Source organism: Bradyrhizobium sp. WSM3983 (genome assembly GCF_000473045.1).
In the GTDB taxonomy this organism is placed as follows: Bacteria; Pseudomonadota; Alphaproteobacteria; order Rhizobiales; family Xanthobacteraceae; genus Bradyrhizobium.
The window spans coordinates 274801-289333 of the sequence record NZ_AXAY01000004.1 but is presented as its reverse complement, the minus strand read 5'-3'; the positions used below and the strand labels follow the sequence as shown (position 1 = coordinate 289333).

Here is a 14533-nt window from a genome sequence, read left to right as displayed (position 1 = left end):
ATTGAGCGTCGCCTTTACCAAGGGAGACCGTGCCGAAACGGCGTCGGAGACCCTGCTCCCCGACCGTCCGATCTCGCATCCGGCTCCGACCCGAGCGGTCTTCCCGATCTTCTGCGCTTTCTGTCTGTCTGCTCGAAGTGGGCGGGGTACTAGGCCGCTGGGCGGACGAGCAAGTTGCGGTGTTTGCGTGCCCGGCAGCCCCACTGGCCTCGCCAATCAGGCTGCCCTCCGATCAGAAAACGGTCTTCCTCCGACAGGGTGAAGCGGACCTCCGCCACCACGGCCAAGCGCTCACGCCACCATATTAAGCACAAACAGCGGTTCGTCCTGTCGGTGGTTGCGTATGATTCCCTCCCTGGGCACCAAACTACGCTTTTCCACGCTGGAGCGTGACCCTGTACGATCGCGTTTGCTAGATGATCGGCGCGAAGGACGCTCGCGGTAAATCCCGCTGAGTTTGCGTACGTCCCCCAACTCAGCCGGCCTGACTCAGCTGAGGCTGATGGGCCCTTACTGTCCGCCTGGCAGAAGACCAGCCGCTCGATAGCCGTCGGTGAGTGCATCGAAGAGAGAGATGTCCGAGCGACTGCGTGCCATGAGCTGTGCACCCGCGACGGCGGCGAAGATCGATCGGGCTCGGGTTTCGCTCTCGTCAGGTCCGACCAAACCCGTCGCGACTAAGGTTTTGCTGAGCCACGCAACGTTGACGTCGGCGAAGGCTTGAACCTGCTTCTGCACCTCCGCCGGCAGGTCGTCATATTCGGCGGACATGAAACTGCAGAGGCATAGACGATTCCCATTCTCGAGTGATCTTCGGAATATCCTGGTGGGATATTCCTGCAGAGCACGCACCGGATTGTTAGCGAATTCCGCCGAGATGGCGTCGAGCTCGGCGGCGGTGTCTTCCCAATAGCGCTTCGCCACCGCCGCGCCGAGATCGGCCTTGCTCGGGAAGTGATGGTAGATGCTCGGAGCCTTGATCCCCACGTCGGCGGCGAGATCGCGGTAGTTCAACCCGCTGTAGCCGTGAGCCTGCGCGATGCGCGTCGCCGCGGCCAAGATCGCTTCCCGTGAATTTGCACTCAAAGAACGCCCCAAAGCTCTCAGTGAACCTACCAAACGTTAGATAGGGGTTGACGGGAGCTTTCGAAAGCGATATTTCTCCTACCGAACGTTAGGTAGGTACATTCAAATGAGCACTGAGATCATCTATTCCGATGCGACCAAGCTGGCTGAATTGATCCGGACCAAGGAGGTGTCGCCGATCGAGGTCGTGCAGGCGCATCTCGATCGCATCGAAGCCGTGGACCCGAAGATAAACGCGATCGTTACGGTCGCCGATGGCGCCCTCGAAGCCGCCAGGACGGCGGAGAAGGCGGTCGTCGACGGCGAACACCTTGGTCCGCTGCACGGCGTCCCTTTCTCGGTGAAGGACTCGATCGACACGGCAGGCGTGGCAACCCAGCGCGGTTCGCCGATCTTCCGGGGACGCGTTCCCGAGACCGATGCGACCAGCGTCGCGCGCATGAAGAAGGCGGGTGGTATCCTGCTCGCGAAGACGAACCTTCCCGAATTCTCCTACTGGATCGAAAGCGACAATCTGCTCTCCGGCAGGTCCAATAATCCTTGGGATCTGACGCGCACGCCGGGAGGCTCGAGCGGCGGTGAATCCGCGGCGATCGCGGCTGGCATGTCGCCGCTGGGACTGGGCACCGACCTGGCCATCTCGGTGCGCGGTCCGGCCGCGCAGACCGGCATCGTCTCCCTCAAGGCGACGCATGGACGCGTGCCCATGACCGGAATCTGGCCGCGTGTGCCGCGGCGCTTCTGGCATGTCGGTCCCATGGCGCGCAGTGTCCGCGACCTCGCGCTCGCCTTCCCGCAACTGGCCGGCCCTGACGGCCACGACGCTTTCGCGACGAGTGCCGCCCAGTTCGATGCCGGCCTCGGGCGCTCGCCCTATCGTCAGCTCCGGGTGGGCTGGCTGGTTGAGCCCGGCTTCGGGCCGGTCGACCCCGAGGTCGGTGCCACAGTGCAAGCGGCCGCCGAGGCGCTCAGGAATCTCGGCTTCTTCGTGGAGCCGGTGCGCATCCCGGCGCTCGAGCGCGACTTTGCGCTGGACGTGTTCAACCGGCTCCACGTCATGGAGATGAAGCCCGCGTTCGCGGAAGCGACGGCCGGACGCAGCCCGGACGAGCTCTACAAGATGGCCAAGACCATGCTCTCGCTGCCCGACACGTCCATGAAGGACTACATCGACGCGGAGCAGGCGGCGGAGCGGCTGCGTGACGGCTATGCCGAGTATTTCAAGACATACGACGCGCTGATCACTCCGGTGCTGCCGATCCCTGCCCACAAGCACGGCGTCGCAGAGTTCGTCATCAACGGTCAGAAGGTGGACGCCACCTACCTTCAGGGCGCGACTGTGCCGCTCAACATCACCGGATTGCCCGGGCTGTCGATGCGGTTCGGCACCAGCAAGAAAGGATTGCCGATCAACGTGCAGCTCGTCGGAAGCTGGCTCGCCGAATCGACCGTCTTGCACCTTGCGTCACTGCTCGAAAGCGTGAGCCCCGTGCGGGACCTGCATCCGGACCTGTGACGAATACGGGGCGTTGGCGTTCGAACCGGGCGAGGCGGCGCTTCGAACAGAAGCGTTCCTCGTTAGCTCGTGGTGCAAAAAGATTCTCCACCTGGCCCTTGAGAGCCACATCTATGGGCTGCGGCTGTCAAACTAGAGTTTTTATGCGACAGACCTCGGAATTTGCTGCTCAACCAGCCGCAAGAATCGGGTGTTGCGCCTCCCGGATTTGAGCCTAGCCAGGGGTCGCACAAGGGCAGCTCCGCGATTGTGGGTTTCGCGACGCATCGGAAGGATTCGCAATCGTTGGCTCAAAGCCTAACGCCACCCTGTCCCAACGCTGCTGGCTGTTGCCGATCGTAGGCTTTTCCGAACGTCAGGAAGATTTCCCAACGCACTGCGGGCAGGGCTCGCTGGACTGCGCTTGTCCGCCCGGATCCAATCCGGCCGAACAGCACGGCGCCGGGATCCACGAACTCCGCTCCAGCGATGAGGGTTGCAGCGATGAGCAAAAGCTTGCGAACGAATGCTGCCAGAGCGGCAATCCTTGCTGCCGGACTTTTCGTCACGACCCCTTTGCTCGCAGGTGATCGTCAATACGGTCAAGGCGCAAGCGATACTGAGGTCAAGATCGGCCAGACGATGCCCTATAGCGGTCCGCTCTCCGCATCCTCGGTGATCGGCAAGGTGCAGGCAGCCTATTTCCGCATGATCAATGATCATGGCGGCATCAATGGACGCAAGATCACGTTGATTTCCTACGACGATGCGGCGACGCCGTCCAAGACCGTCGAGCAGGTCCGCAGGCTCATCGAGAGCGACGAGGTCTTGTTCACATTCGAGACGCTCGGCAATGCCTCGAACATCGCGATTCAGAAATATCTCAATGACCGCAAGATCCCTCAGCTCTTCGTGGCCGGGCGGTCGACGCGTTTCGAGGATCCGATCAATTTCCCCTGGACGATGGGATTTGCTCCCAATCTGCGCACGGAGATTCGCGTCTACGCGCGTTTCATCCTGGACAACTATCCGCATGCCAGAATCGGTCTGCTCTATCAGAACGATGAGACCGGCAGGGATTATCTGACCGGGGTGAAGGACGCGCTCGGCGCAAGGGCAGGCGAACTCATCGTCGGTGACGCTTCATACGATGTGTCGGACCCGACCGTCGACTCGCAGGTGGTGCGTCTCAAGGCGGCCGGTGTCGACGTCCTCATCAACATGGCTGCCGCGAAATTCGCCGCCCAAGTCATCAGAAAGATGGCAGAGCTCGATTGGAAGCCCGTTCACCTCCTTGGCGTAGGCTCGTCCTCGATCGACGCGGTCCTGAGCCCGGCGGGCATTGAGAACGCAAAGGGCATCATCTCGGCGAGCTCGTTCAAGGAGGCCGCTGACCCGACCTGGCGTGATGACGAAGGCATGAAGCGATGGAGCGCCTTCATGGATGGCTATTATCCGGGAGGCGACCGGAAGAGCATCTTCACGGTCTATGGCTATAGCGCCGCCGAGCTGCTGGTGCAGGTCTTGAAGCAATGTGGCGACAATCTCTCGCGCGAGAATGTCATGGCGCAAGCGACGAGCCTGAAAAACGTGAAACTCGATCTGCTGCTCCCGGGGCTCTCCGTCAACACCAGCCCGACCGACTATCGTGTGGTCAAGGAGTTCCGGATGATGCGTTTCACGGGCGAACGATGGGAGGCGTTCGGGCCGATCGTCACCGATTGATCCCGTGCGGCTGTCAGCGGCCCGCCGTTCGCGCCGCGTTGGCCGCTCTATCGCCAATTCCCGACCCGCATCCCGCCCGCCTTTTCCTGGCACTTCGCTTGCTCAGTCAGGGCCAAAGCCAGGCCTCAGCAGGGAGGCCGTTTCAGGTTGAGGCAAGTGATGCAGGAAGTGTCCCATTCTGGTGCTGCTGGAGAACTCAGGCTCGATGCGCTGATCGCCGATTTGTGGTGGCGCGTTCGGCTGCTCAACACCGACATTCTCGAGGAAGAGGCCAGAGCCGGGGTGTTCGACGCGCAGCAGCCGACCTATCCGGTGCTCGCGGCGAACCTTCGCGCGCGACGCGACAATCTGGTTTCGACCATCGGCGTGCTCGAGCAGCGTGCGAGATCGACGTCCGAAGCGGCTTGAGAACAGGCTTGCGCCTCACACCGGAAACGTCAGCGACCTCGCGAGCCTGACCAGATCGACCTGAATTACGGTGAAAGTGCACCGTAATTCCCGGAAAATATCTTCCTAGCCTTGGCCCTCCGCCTTCCTCCCGCGCCCAAGCGCGAACTGCCCCACCGGGCCCTCGACGTGGAATTCGAGCCCCGTCATTCTTGCGAACAGATCGATGTTGCTGGTGCCGATGGCGCAGCCGCCGAGGCCCATGTCGGTCGCCGCCAGATAGAAATTCTGGATCAGGCAGCCGACATCCTTCAGGATCAGCGAATACGCGATCGAGGAGTATTTCCAGGAGATCCGCCCAAAGCGCGCGGCGATCGTGATCAGGATCTGCGGCGGACCGGATGCGTCCATGGCAAACTCGGCCGCCATCGAAAGCGCCCGGAGATGCTGGGCCGAAGCGTCGATCGCGACCAGTGCGTGGCCGCCGGCGTCGTAGTGATAAAGTCCACGCGCAAGCCCCTCGCAGTTCGAGACCGTCAGGTACAGCTCCAGCTCGTACGCGCTGCCCGCCGCCGGATATGGCCTTGAGCTGTAGGTGACCTCCGGGCCACCATCGACATCTACGCCGCTCTTCCATTCCGACAGCACGCGGGCGGTCGTGTCGAGAAACTGCGCGAGTTCGGCGAGCGTGACCGGATGCTGGTCGTCGAAATCCCGTGTCGAATGGCGCTCGCGTAACAGCTTCGCGAAGGGTGACGCCGGCTCCGGCGTGGCGAATTTGTTGAGGGTGACCTTCTTGCCAGGCCAGGGCGGGCGTACCGCGGGCAGCGGTGGAACGGCGCCAGCATAGGCGTAGGTGCCGCCGACCGGATCGGTATGCCGGCCCTCCGTGCTCCGCGTGTGAAACACGAGGTCGTGGAAATCCCAGAGAACGAGATTGTGGTCGCCTTCGGTCACCCGAAGGCCATTTCCGTCTTTCATATCGAGCCTGATCAACATCCCGCTGTCGAGCAGCAATCCCAGCAGGTCGAGGTTCAGCGAGGCCGCTTGGCGGCGAAGTCTGCTGATCTTTTGAGGCTGCGACAGGGTAGCGAGCGTGGCGGCGACGGCGGGGTCGCAAATCCGGAACAGCGCGCCGGCGCACGGCGATTCCAGCACCATCTCATTGCCGCGTCGGCGCAGATAGGCGAAGCGCGACAACACGATCGTATCGCTGCCCGACAGCTTTGCGCGTTGCGGCCAGTATTCGGCGATCTGTGGTTCGATGACCACCAGATCTTGCGCGTCACGAGGAGAGAACAGGCGATAGTCGAGCAGCCCATGCTGCGCCAGTCGTCGCACCAGAGCATGGATCTGTTGCGCGAGGACGCTCTTGCCGGCAAGGGATGCGAGCGGCAGGCCGGTCGCGAGATGCCCCGCGCGAGCGGTTGCCGCGGCGCCGAATTGTCCCAGGCTGACCGAATAATCGCTCGATACCGCGGCAATGCCTCCATCGGCCTGCATGTGAAGGGTGAAACGGCCGTTCAGCCGGGCGGCGATGATCGGTGCGATTGTCCTGCTCGGCTTTTTCCGGGGAGCGCGCAACGAGACCAGCCTCAGGTGTGTGGCAGGAACGGAGTCAGTTCGCTTTCCAGTCGCGGGCGATCCAGCAGCCCAAGCTTCACCGGGACATCGTAAAGCCGGCCGGGCCCGAAGCGGCGATAGAAATGCCGCAAGCCTGGAACGAGCACTCTGACGACGGGGACCTCGACATCGGGCCGCGTCTGGTCGAGCACGAGGAAATCGTATCCGGCCCGGATCGCAGTCTCGACGCAGGCATTGACCTGGTCGCGCGTGTTGTCGTGAAGCTCGATGCCAGGCGCCGGCGGGACGATCGGATTGTCGCTGGGGATCAGGAACGGATAATCGTCCAGCCGCAGCGGCGTGACACCGTCCAGCGACGGCTTCTCGCCGCTTCCGCCGCCCATCATCCCGATCGACATGAACTGGGTCAGCTCGGTGAGCGAACGCAGCAAGGCTATGCGGCGATCGAAATGCGAGCCGGACCCAAACTCGATATTCTCGTGCCCGTTCTGCGTCCAGTGCACGATCGCAACGTAGGAGGGAATGCCGAGATCGCTGGTGATGTCGAGCACCCAGAGCCGGCGCCCCGCATCGGCAAACTGGACTTGAAGATCCCGCACGTAGGAATCCTCGAATTGTCTGAGGTCGATCTCGGCACGCCGCACGCGGTTGTACCACCAGATCGCGTAGGCATCGCGTTCGACCAGTTCGAGGAAGCCTTGAACGATAGCCTCCTCGCGGGTGTTGCCGGCCGCGCATCCGTTGGAATCCGTGTGGAAGCCGCCATAGAAGAAATACAAAAGGCCGGTCGGAAGATATTTGAAACGCTTGTCGCGTAACGACCAGACCGGCGACCATTCGGTCCTGCTCGAGGGATCGAACGGCTCGGGAACCGGATGTGAATCGTCCGGCAGCGGGGTGTGCCTGTTCTGAAACTGTCTGTCGCTGAAGAACTGGACGTCGTTCGGAAGAAGAGCGTCGCCGGGAGCGAAATCGGCAAAGCGGCGCGTCGTCCTGATCTCGTCACCCTGGAAAATACCGGAATAGCGTTCGATCGCCTCCATCAGCGCGCTGGCCTCGCCCTGCTCGGCCGTGGAGCCCTTGCCGAAGCTGCCGCCGCTCAGGCCGGATCTGAGCTGGTCGATGTTCCAGGCCGGCGCCGAGAAATTGTGATGCGCGAAAAAATTGGTGTTCATCGGCAAGTCGACCTCGATCCGCTCGAGCCGCGACACCACGCCCGTCAGCGGGCTGACATGTTTGCGAAACCGCGCCACGGTCGCTCGCGACGTCACGGTGCGGTACCCGCCGCTGGTCATGACGAGCCGTCTGCCCTCGGCAATGTCGATCGGCTCTGCTGCCCGTCGCGGATTCCTGAGCTTCCTGCTGCCGCAGGTCCGACATTGTGGGCGTTTTGCGACGTAGTGCTTGGCGATGGCAGCGCCGGTCAGGTCGAAGCTTGCGACGTGATCGTTGAGGTCAGTGCGAAATCCCGAGGCGATCGCCTTCGCGATTTCAACAGCAGCGAAGTGGATCGCGGTCTGTCCTATGCTGTCGCTGACCAGGGGCGATACGGCGACCGCTTGCGCCGCCCCACGGTCGAGAAATCCCTTGATCTCGCGATTGCGGATCATGCGATCGTGCAGGCAGGTCCAGCAGGCGCTCTCGCCTGGCTTGAACACAGGTCCCACCAGCGGAAACACGCCGGACGGCTGGACCAGCAGCCAGGGCGTCCCGACGGCCACGCGTCCCGTGTTCACGTCGGCGAGCCGCCGCTCGAGATAATCGTTCACAAGCGTGACGACGAGCCTGGGCGACCGTTTGGTGACTTGAACCCCGAGCTTGCTCAACGCCGCACTCAGTTCGCCCGCGCCTTTGACATCGATCGATTCCACCCGCACAGGCCAATTTCGCAGGTTCTCTTCGGCGACCTCCGGAGGCAGGCCGAGGCTTGCCCAATAACCATCAACGGCGCCTGCGTATGCGCGCGATGCTCCGCTGATGACGTAGCGGCGCTCCAGCAGCCGCCGGATCGCTTCCTCGATCTCGGTGACGGGAAAACGCTTCGAGAGTTGGCGAATGATCTCCGGCGCAGTCCTGCCGTTCTTTCCGATTGCGTTTGCCACGCCGCAATAGAGATCGCCGTGCAGGAAGAACTTGCGGTTCTCGGAATAGAGACAGACCGCATTGGGAGGAAGCAGATAGGCGGTGAAGTTTGGTGCGAAGCGCAAAAAGTCCTTGCGGGTCTGCTTCGCAGCACGGCTCTTTCGCTTGACTGTCATCGGGTCAGCACGCTGATCCTGTTGCCGTCATGTCTGATTGCCGTCACGCGATGGACGCTTGGCGCGGCCCGACTTGCGCGCCGAGCTCGACCGGCCTTCTTCGAACAAGTTGGAACACACTCGCTCGCCATCGGCAAGCTGAGGAGCCGGGCGAAACGAACCCTGTGGCGATAACAGCAAAGTGGCCGGGTCGTTAGCGAACCCGGCCAATGAAATCGCGATCTGTCGATGTCCGGTCAAGAAGCGCCGACGCCTAGCACCAGCGGCAGCGGCCCCACGATGCGCAGCACCCCGTGCATGCCACCGGCAATGGCACGCCGATCCAGCCAACGCCGCAGCCACCACAGCCACCGCAACCAACGCCGCAGCGGCAAGCCCTGCAGCCTGCGCAGCCTCGGCAGCCACCGCAACCTCTGCAACCGCCGCAACCTCTGCAGCCACCGCATCCGCGCGCAAGCAGCACGCCGCTGAAGGTTTTTTCATCACTGGCAAGATGGAAGGTCGCGAGGTTGACGTCGGCGAGTTCTTCCTCGCTGAGCGCACTGAAGTGGCCGGGCGTAAAATTCGGTCTTTGCTCAGGCTCGGCTGCCGGCACCGCGGACGCCATCGCGTTTCCCGCCATCGAAAAAGTCAGTCCGGCGAGTCCGAGCGCCGGTACTGCGGCTTTGGTCATTCGCTTCTTTTTCGAAGCTTGCTTCGCCCGCTGCATGGCCGCATCCTCCATAGTCGGAAGAACGATCTTCTGAAATCATCGTACGCCGAGCAGTCAAAGCGAGCAAGATTCACGTGAACACGAAATGTAATGGCGCTCGTTCAGCTTGCATTCATCTTCATGAATGGCATTTGCCGCAAATTCCTGTCGATGTCACCGGGCTGCGGCGCATGATGCAGCGCGCAACCGTCTGTCCGTCCGAACGGGGACACTAGCTTGGTCGATCAACTCGGATGCTTCGTTTGGTATGAGCTTCTGACGACGGATATGCCGTCGGCGGCTGCTTTTTACGCCGGGGTGGTCGGCTGGGCGGTGAAAGATGTGTCGAGCCCGGAACTGGCCTACACGCTGCTGACTGCAGGCGGCACTCCGGCCGTCGGGCTCATGGAACTCCCCGAAGAAGGGGTGCGAATGGGAGCGACGCCGAGATGGCTCGGCTACCTCGCCGTCGATGACCTGGACGCGAGGACCGCGCAGGTCCGCCGACTTGGCGGCGCCATCCTGGTATCGCCGACTGACAGCAACATAGGCCGCATTGCGGTGGTCGCCGATCCGCAAGGAGCGACGTTTGCGCTGGTCACCGGACTGACATTTGGCCAATCGCAACCGAGCGGGCTGGACGAGCCTGGGCGCGTGGGCTGGCACGAATTGCTGGCTGAAGACCGAAGCAAGGTCTTTCCATTTTACGGCGAGCTTCTCGGCTGGCAACAGCCCCCCGTCGAAGCCGGCCCGGAAAGCGTGTATGGCTTGTTTTCGGTGGCCGGGCGGACGATCGGCGGCATGCTCACCAAGCTTCCGAGCGTATCGCAGGCGTGTTGGCTGCATTACTTCAATGTCGACGACGTCGGCGCGGCGGCCCGGCGGGTCAATGCTGACGGGGGCCGGGTTCTTCAAGAGCCGATCGAGTTGCCCGATGGTTGCTGGATCCTGCGATGCGTCGATCCCCAAGGCGCGCTGTTTGCGTTGCAGGGGGCGTGGGATCAGAAGGGCATCGAGCGATCCTCCGCCTCGGAGGTCAGTTGGTCCGCCAAATGGGGTGACATTGCTTCACAGGGCCGGATGGTGCTTCACAAGACGAAGCGCTAGGCCGGGACATTTCGCGCCGCCCTTGTGCTATTGCTGCTCCGCGCAACGATGCGAGGTCTCCATGCTCCCCATTCCCGCCGACATCTTCACCGAGCCCGAGGACGTTTCCCCGGACAGCCTTGCCAATCTCGGGCCGCTCCGCCGGCTGGCCGGCACCTGGCAGGCGGACAAGGGCATCGACATCAATCCGAAGGCGGAGGGGCCGGAGCGGCGGACCTTCATCGAGCACATCCGGATGGACCCGATCGATCCGCAGGCCAACGGGCCGCAGCTATTCTATGGCTTGCGCTATCACATCCACATCAACACGCCCGAGGAAGACATCACCTTCCACGACCAGGTCGGCTATTGGCTGTGGGAGCCCGCGACCGGGCTGATCATGCAGACACTGGCGATCCCGCGCGGGCAGGTGCTGCTGGCCTCGGGCAAAGCCAAGCCGGATGACAAGACAATCTCCGTTACGGCAAAACGCGGCGACACGGCTTACGGGATCTGCTCGACCGACTTCCTGGAACAAGCCTTCCGCACCGACTCTTACCGTTGCGACATCACTTTCAATGACGACAATAGCTGGAGCTATCTGATCCAGACCGAGTTGTTCGTGCGTGGCGCGCCGTTCAATCATCATGATAGCAACACGCTTCTGCTGGTCGCGCCGCCAAAACTCAATCCGCTCGCGGTGATCGCGAAGGATCGCGCCAAGAACGATAAGCCGGCCTGAGAAGCGGCTACGGAGAATTTGCATGAAACCCTACGTCATCTGTCTGATGCATTCGAGCCTCGACGGCCGCACGCATCCCAGCCGCTGGCGCCCGAAGGGCGCCGGCACCGACTGGTTCGAGAAGATCCATGACGAGCTCGGCGGCGATGCCTGGGTGATCGGCCGCGTCACCGGCTCGGAGTTCGCCAAGGGCAAGCCCTATCCCGAGACGTCGAGCGAAAAATTCGCCCGCGAAAGCTGGTTGATGCGGCGCGATGCGAAAACCTATGGCGTGGTGCTCGACGCGCACGGCAAGATCGGCTGGGGCCGCTCCGACATCGGCGGCGATCCGATCGTCGTGGTACTGACCGAGAGCGTGCCGGATTCACATTTGGCCGGCCTGCGCGGCGACGGCGTGTCCTACATCTTTGCAGGCCAAGCGGAGATCGATCTCGCATTGGCGGTCGATATCCTCAATCGCGAGCTTGGTGTCAAGCGCCTGCTGGTGGAGGGTGGCGGCGTCGCCAATGGTGCGTTCCTGCGCGCCGGCCTGATCGACGAATTCAATCTGATCCTCAGCCCCGCGATCGACGGCGCCAAGGGCGCACCCTTCGTGTTTGATTCGACGGAAGCCGACAGCGACAAGCGCGCGCCGCTCACGGCGATGACGCTGGAGAGCACGCGGCCGCTCGGCGGTGGCGTCCTGCTGCTGCGCTATCTGATCCAGAACGACGCCACGCACCAATAGCAGCATGTCGGACCCGTCAGAGCATATCGTCATCGTCGGCGCGGGCGCGGCCGGCCTGATGGCAGCGCGCGAGCTTGCGCGTGGCGGCAAACGGGTCACGATCCTGGAGGCGCGCGACCGCTGCGGCGGACGCATCCATCCGCTGCCGGCATCGGAGTTCGGCTATCCCGCCGATGGCGGCGCCGAGTTCGTTCATGGTGAGGCGCCGGTGACGCGCGGCCTGCTGCGTGAAGCGGGGCTGTCGTTGCGGACGATCGGCGGCGCGCAATGGAGTTTTAACGGCACCGAATTCTCGCGAGAAAATCCGCGCGATCCCTATGACGAGAAGCTTCATGCCGCGGTGAGGGATCTGACCGACGATCTCACCGTCGCAGATTTCCTGCGCCGGCATTTTCCCGGGCCGGACTACGCGCGGCTGCGGCACGCGGTCGAACGCATGGTCGAGGGCTATGATGCCGCCGACCCCGAGCGCGCCTCGACATTGGCGCTGCGCGACGAATGGATGAATGACGGACACGCCACGCAGGCGCGCATCGACGGCGGCTATGGCGGCCTGATCGATTTCTTGGCGGCCGAGTGCCGCAAGTCTGGCGCTGCGATTCACCTCCGCGCCGTGGTTTCAGCGATCGAGCAGAGCGGTGGCAAGATCAATGTCCGCTGCGCCGGCGGCGCGGTGCAGGTCTGCGAGCGCGTGATCCTCACCGTACCGCTGCCGTTGCTGCGCGAGATCGCGCTGCCGGCGGCAACACGTGCAAAGGCCGCTGCCGCGGACGACATCGGCTTCGGCAGCGTCATCAAAATCCTGCTGCGGTTCACGCGGCCATGGTGGCGCGAGCGGCGCGAAGAGCTCGCCGACATGATCTTCCTGCTGTCGGACGAGACGATTCCGGTGTGGTGGACGCGCTATCCGGATCAGCACCCCGTGCTGACGGGATGGTTCGGTGGTCCGCGAACGGCGGAGCTGTCGCATCTCGATCCGCAAGGACTGATCGATGCAGGGATCTCTTCGCTCGCCAAAATCTTCGGCCTGCCGCGCGAGGACATTGCGCGGGATGTCGTGGCTGCCGCAGCCGCCAATTGGGCGCACGATCCCTTTGCCCGCGGTGCCTATTCCTGGGCAACCCCGCGGACGCGCGCGGCGCAGGAGATTCTCGCGCGCGCCGATGGCCCCGTGCTGTTGTCCGGCGAGGCACTCTATCGCGGCCGCGACATGGGAACGGTCGAGGCGGCACTTGCGAGCGGCCTGGAGACGGCTGCCCTCATCTTGCAGGGTCGAGCAAGAAGGCCCGCATCCCTGCGGGCCTTTGGTCTCACCAGCGATTGCCACCGAAGCTGAACGTCACGCCGGGGCCGCCACCGCCATAATAGCCGTAGGGTCCGCCGCCGTAATAGCCCCGGTGCCGCGGGTAGTAGCCATAGTTGCGATAGTGCGGCCGATAATAACCGTAGTGGTGAGGACGCCAATTGTGATGGCGATAGCCATGACGGTGCTGCGCGCTGATGTCGGTCGATTGGCTGACTTGCGCGTTCGGCTTGGCCTTGCCGTCGCCGGCCGCGTTGGCCGTGGACGCGGTGAGCGCAGCCGCACCAATGGCCATCGCGACAAAGAGATACTTCATGTCATCACTCCAGTTGAGATGTCGAGTGACAACAGATGGGCATTGGTCGCGTTCCGGCGAGAGCGGGCGTCGAAACGACGCAGACGATCGACGATTAATCGCGCTGAGATTTATTGTCGCACCGCTGCGAGCGCAGTGATCACCTCGTCCGTGGTCACGATACGGGCAAATTCGCCGTTCAGGTTCGACAGCGTCATCGCGTGAATGGACTCGGCCGAATGCGTGTCGCCGTCGGGGCCGACGCGATCGAACGTCCAGGTCGCGTCGCGCACGAGGGCCGCGTCGAAGCCGAGATTGCCGGCCATTCGCGTCGTCGTCTCCACGCAATGATTGGTGGTGGCGCCGCAGATCACGAGCGTGGCGATGTTGCTCGCGCGCAGGCGCGTCTCGAGGTCGGTGCCGATGAAGGCGCTGTTGACGCGTTTGACGATCACGGGCTCGCCGGCCTGTTCGCGCGCCTCGTCCTTGACGGCGTAGCCGGTGCGCGAGGGCAGGAATGTCGAGTTCGGCTTGGTGCCCTCATGGCGGATGTGGAAGATCGGGGCGCCGCGCGCCCTGAACGCGGCGAGCAGATCAACGATGCGCGCCACCGCATCCGGATTGTTGCGCCGCTTGCCGGCCGCCTCCCATTCGTCGAATGCGCGCTGGACGTCGACGACGATGAGGGCCGGGAGGGGGTGGGGCATGGCGTGCGGATTCCGCAGTTTGGTCGAGTATGCGAGGCGATCGCGGGGCCAGGCAATGCCGATTTTCCCTCGTTTAGGGACGGCTCCCTTACGGATGCGGAACTGGAAAACCGTGGCGCTCTGACAGCGCGGCAAGGATGGCGTCCTTGTCGGCGATGAAGGCGCGTCCCCGATGGCTGCCGGTCTGGTGCGGCGAGGTCGCGCCGCCCGCGAGCACGAGCAGCGGCAACCACTGGTTCTCCTCGCCGACCAGCGCGATCACCTCCTGCCGCGGCTTCGGCCAGGCGATGCGTTCGACCTCGAGCTTGTCTGGCAGCGCCGGAAACGAGGCGAGCACGCCTTCGATCAGCGCGCAGTGCCAGCAATAGAAGCGCCGGCCCGGATAGGCCGGATCTTCGAAATTGGGGCGCAGCAGAAACAGGCGGTCACGCGTCATGGTCACTCCAG

Annotated in this window: 14 protein-coding genes and 1 pseudogene; 8 read left to right on the top strand and 7 right to left on the bottom strand. The window is 63.2% G+C overall.

Annotated features, from left to right (window positions below; translation table 11 throughout):
• Position 1: 1 nt before the first annotated feature.
• A pseudogene (locus YUA_RS51560) lies at positions 2-82 on the top strand (transcription elongation factor); the annotation flags it as partial.
• A gap of 428 nt (positions 83-510) precedes the next feature.
• On the opposite strand, the gene YUA_RS0108675 reads toward YUA_RS51560, so the two are convergent.
• Positions 511-1086 (bottom strand): TetR/AcrR family transcriptional regulator, encoded by a 576-nt coding sequence (locus YUA_RS0108675; protein WP_027530325.1) that lies wholly within the window; start codon positions 1084-1086, stop codon positions 511-513.
• A 106-nt stretch (positions 1087-1192) separates the two neighbouring features.
• On the opposite strand from YUA_RS0108675, the gene YUA_RS0108670 reads away from it, so the two are divergent.
• The 3 genes from YUA_RS0108670 to YUA_RS0108660 all read left to right on the top strand — a co-directional run bounded on the left by YUA_RS0108670 (position 1193) and on the right by YUA_RS0108660 (position 4714).
• Positions 1193-2602: an amidase gene (locus YUA_RS0108670; RefSeq protein WP_027530324.1), complete on the top strand. Its 1410-nt coding sequence runs from the start codon at positions 1193-1195 to the stop codon at positions 2600-2602.
• Positions 2603-3085: 483 nt separating this feature from the next.
• The gene (locus tag YUA_RS0108665) at positions 3086-4306 is read left to right on the top strand and encodes an ABC transporter substrate-binding protein (RefSeq protein ID WP_027530323.1); all 1221 of its coding nucleotides are present in this window, start codon (positions 3086-3088) and stop codon (positions 4304-4306) included.
• A 159-nt stretch (positions 4307-4465) separates the two neighbouring features.
• Positions 4466-4714: a hypothetical protein gene (locus tag YUA_RS0108660; RefSeq protein ID WP_027530322.1), complete on the top strand. Its 249-nt coding sequence runs from the start codon at positions 4466-4468 to the stop codon at positions 4712-4714.
• Between the two features lie 105 nt (positions 4715-4819).
• Here YUA_RS0108660 and YUA_RS0108655 read toward each other — a convergent pair whose 3' ends face one another.
• From YUA_RS0108655 to YUA_RS50915, 3 genes are all read right to left on the bottom strand, one after another.
• Complete coding sequence (locus tag YUA_RS0108655; RefSeq protein ID WP_027530321.1) at positions 4820-6196, bottom strand: SagB family peptide dehydrogenase; 1377 nt, start codon at positions 6194-6196, stop codon at positions 4820-4822.
• A gap of 92 nt (positions 6197-6288) precedes the next feature.
• Positions 6289-8535 carry a TOMM precursor leader peptide-binding protein gene (locus tag YUA_RS0108650; RefSeq protein ID WP_027530320.1) on the bottom strand — a complete coding sequence of 749 codons (2247 nt, stop codon included), beginning with the start codon at positions 8533-8535 and terminating at the stop codon, positions 6289-6291.
• Positions 8536-8788: 253 nt separating this feature from the next.
• On the bottom strand, positions 8789-9244 hold the full coding sequence (locus YUA_RS50915; RefSeq protein ID WP_198029386.1) for a hypothetical protein: 456 nt from the start codon (positions 9242-9244) through the stop codon (positions 8789-8791).
• Positions 9245-9463: 219 nt separating this feature from the next.
• Here YUA_RS50915 and YUA_RS0108640 point away from each other — a divergent pair, with 219 nt between their 5' ends.
• From YUA_RS0108640 to YUA_RS43690, 4 genes are all read left to right on the top strand, one after another.
• Positions 9464-10333 (top strand): VOC family protein, encoded by an 870-nt coding sequence (locus YUA_RS0108640; RefSeq protein ID WP_027530319.1) that lies wholly within the window; start codon positions 9464-9466, stop codon positions 10331-10333.
• Between the two features lie 61 nt (positions 10334-10394).
• Positions 10395-11054 carry an FABP family protein gene (locus YUA_RS0108635; protein WP_027530318.1) on the top strand — a complete coding sequence of 220 codons (660 nt, stop codon included), beginning with the start codon at positions 10395-10397 and terminating at the stop codon, positions 11052-11054.
• A 22-nt stretch (positions 11055-11076) separates the two neighbouring features.
• A complete protein-coding gene (locus tag YUA_RS0108630; RefSeq protein ID WP_027530317.1) occupies positions 11077-11781 on the top strand; it encodes a dihydrofolate reductase family protein in 705 nt (234 codons plus the stop codon).
• A gap of 4 nt (positions 11782-11785) precedes the next feature.
• The gene (locus YUA_RS43690; RefSeq protein WP_084292269.1) at positions 11786-13117 is read left to right on the top strand and encodes an NAD(P)/FAD-dependent oxidoreductase; all 1332 of its coding nucleotides are present in this window, start codon (positions 11786-11788) and stop codon (positions 13115-13117) included.
• On the opposite strand, the gene YUA_RS0108620 is transcribed toward YUA_RS43690, so the two are convergent.
• The 3 genes from YUA_RS0108620 to YUA_RS0108610 form a co-directional block, all read right to left on the bottom strand.
• Positions 13092-13400, bottom strand: a complete 309-nt coding sequence (locus YUA_RS0108620) for a hypothetical protein (RefSeq protein ID WP_027530316.1) — start codon at positions 13398-13400, stop codon at positions 13092-13094. The genes YUA_RS43690 and YUA_RS0108620 overlap by 26 nt on opposite strands.
• A gap of 110 nt (positions 13401-13510) precedes the next feature.
• On the bottom strand, positions 13511-14086 hold the full coding sequence (locus YUA_RS0108615; RefSeq protein ID WP_027530315.1) for a cysteine hydrolase family protein: 576 nt from the start codon (positions 14084-14086) through the stop codon (positions 13511-13513).
• A gap of 88 nt (positions 14087-14174) precedes the next feature.
• Positions 14175-14522: a DUF3088 domain-containing protein gene (locus YUA_RS0108610; RefSeq protein WP_027530314.1), complete on the bottom strand. Its 348-nt coding sequence runs from the start codon at positions 14520-14522 to the stop codon at positions 14175-14177.
• Between the last annotated feature and the right edge of the window lie 11 nt (positions 14523-14533).

What these genes read in the sequence shown, in the direction of transcription:
- YUA_RS0108670 (WP_027530324.1), top strand. Translation starts at nt 1,193, where the DNA reads ATGAGCACTGAGATCATCTATTCCGATGCGACCAAGCTGGCTGAATTG.
- YUA_RS0108665 (WP_027530323.1), top strand. Translation starts at nt 3,086, where the DNA reads ATGAGCAAAAGCTTGCGAACGAATGCTGCCAGAGCGGCAATCCTTGCT.
- YUA_RS0108660 (WP_027530322.1), top strand. Translation starts at nt 4,466, where the DNA reads ATGCAGGAAGTGTCCCATTCTGGTGCTGCTGGAGAACTCAGGCTCGAT.
- YUA_RS0108655 (WP_027530321.1), bottom strand. Translation starts at nt 6,196, where the DNA reads ATGCAGGCCGATGGAGGCATTGCCGCGGTATCGAGCGATTATTCGGTC.
- YUA_RS0108650 (WP_027530320.1), bottom strand. Translation starts at nt 8,535, where the DNA reads ATGACAGTCAAGCGAAAGAGCCGTGCTGCGAAGCAGACCCGCAAGGAC.
- YUA_RS50915 (WP_198029386.1), bottom strand. Translation starts at nt 9,244, where the DNA reads ATGCAGCGGGCGAAGCAAGCTTCGAAAAAGAAGCGAATGACCAAAGCC.
- YUA_RS0108635 (WP_027530318.1), top strand. Translation starts at nt 10,395, where the DNA reads ATGCTCCCCATTCCCGCCGACATCTTCACCGAGCCCGAGGACGTTTCC.
- YUA_RS0108630 (WP_027530317.1), top strand. Translation starts at nt 11,077, where the DNA reads ATGAAACCCTACGTCATCTGTCTGATGCATTCGAGCCTCGACGGCCGC.
- YUA_RS43690 (WP_084292269.1), top strand. Translation starts at nt 11,786, where the DNA reads ATGTCGGACCCGTCAGAGCATATCGTCATCGTCGGCGCGGGCGCGGCC.
- YUA_RS0108620 (WP_027530316.1), bottom strand. Translation starts at nt 13,400, where the DNA reads ATGAAGTATCTCTTTGTCGCGATGGCCATTGGTGCGGCTGCGCTCACC.
- YUA_RS0108615 (WP_027530315.1), bottom strand. Translation starts at nt 14,086, where the DNA reads ATGCCCCACCCCCTCCCGGCCCTCATCGTCGTCGACGTCCAGCGCGCA.
- YUA_RS0108610 (WP_027530314.1), bottom strand. Translation starts at nt 14,522, where the DNA reads ATGACGCGTGACCGCCTGTTTCTGCTGCGCCCCAATTTCGAAGATCCG.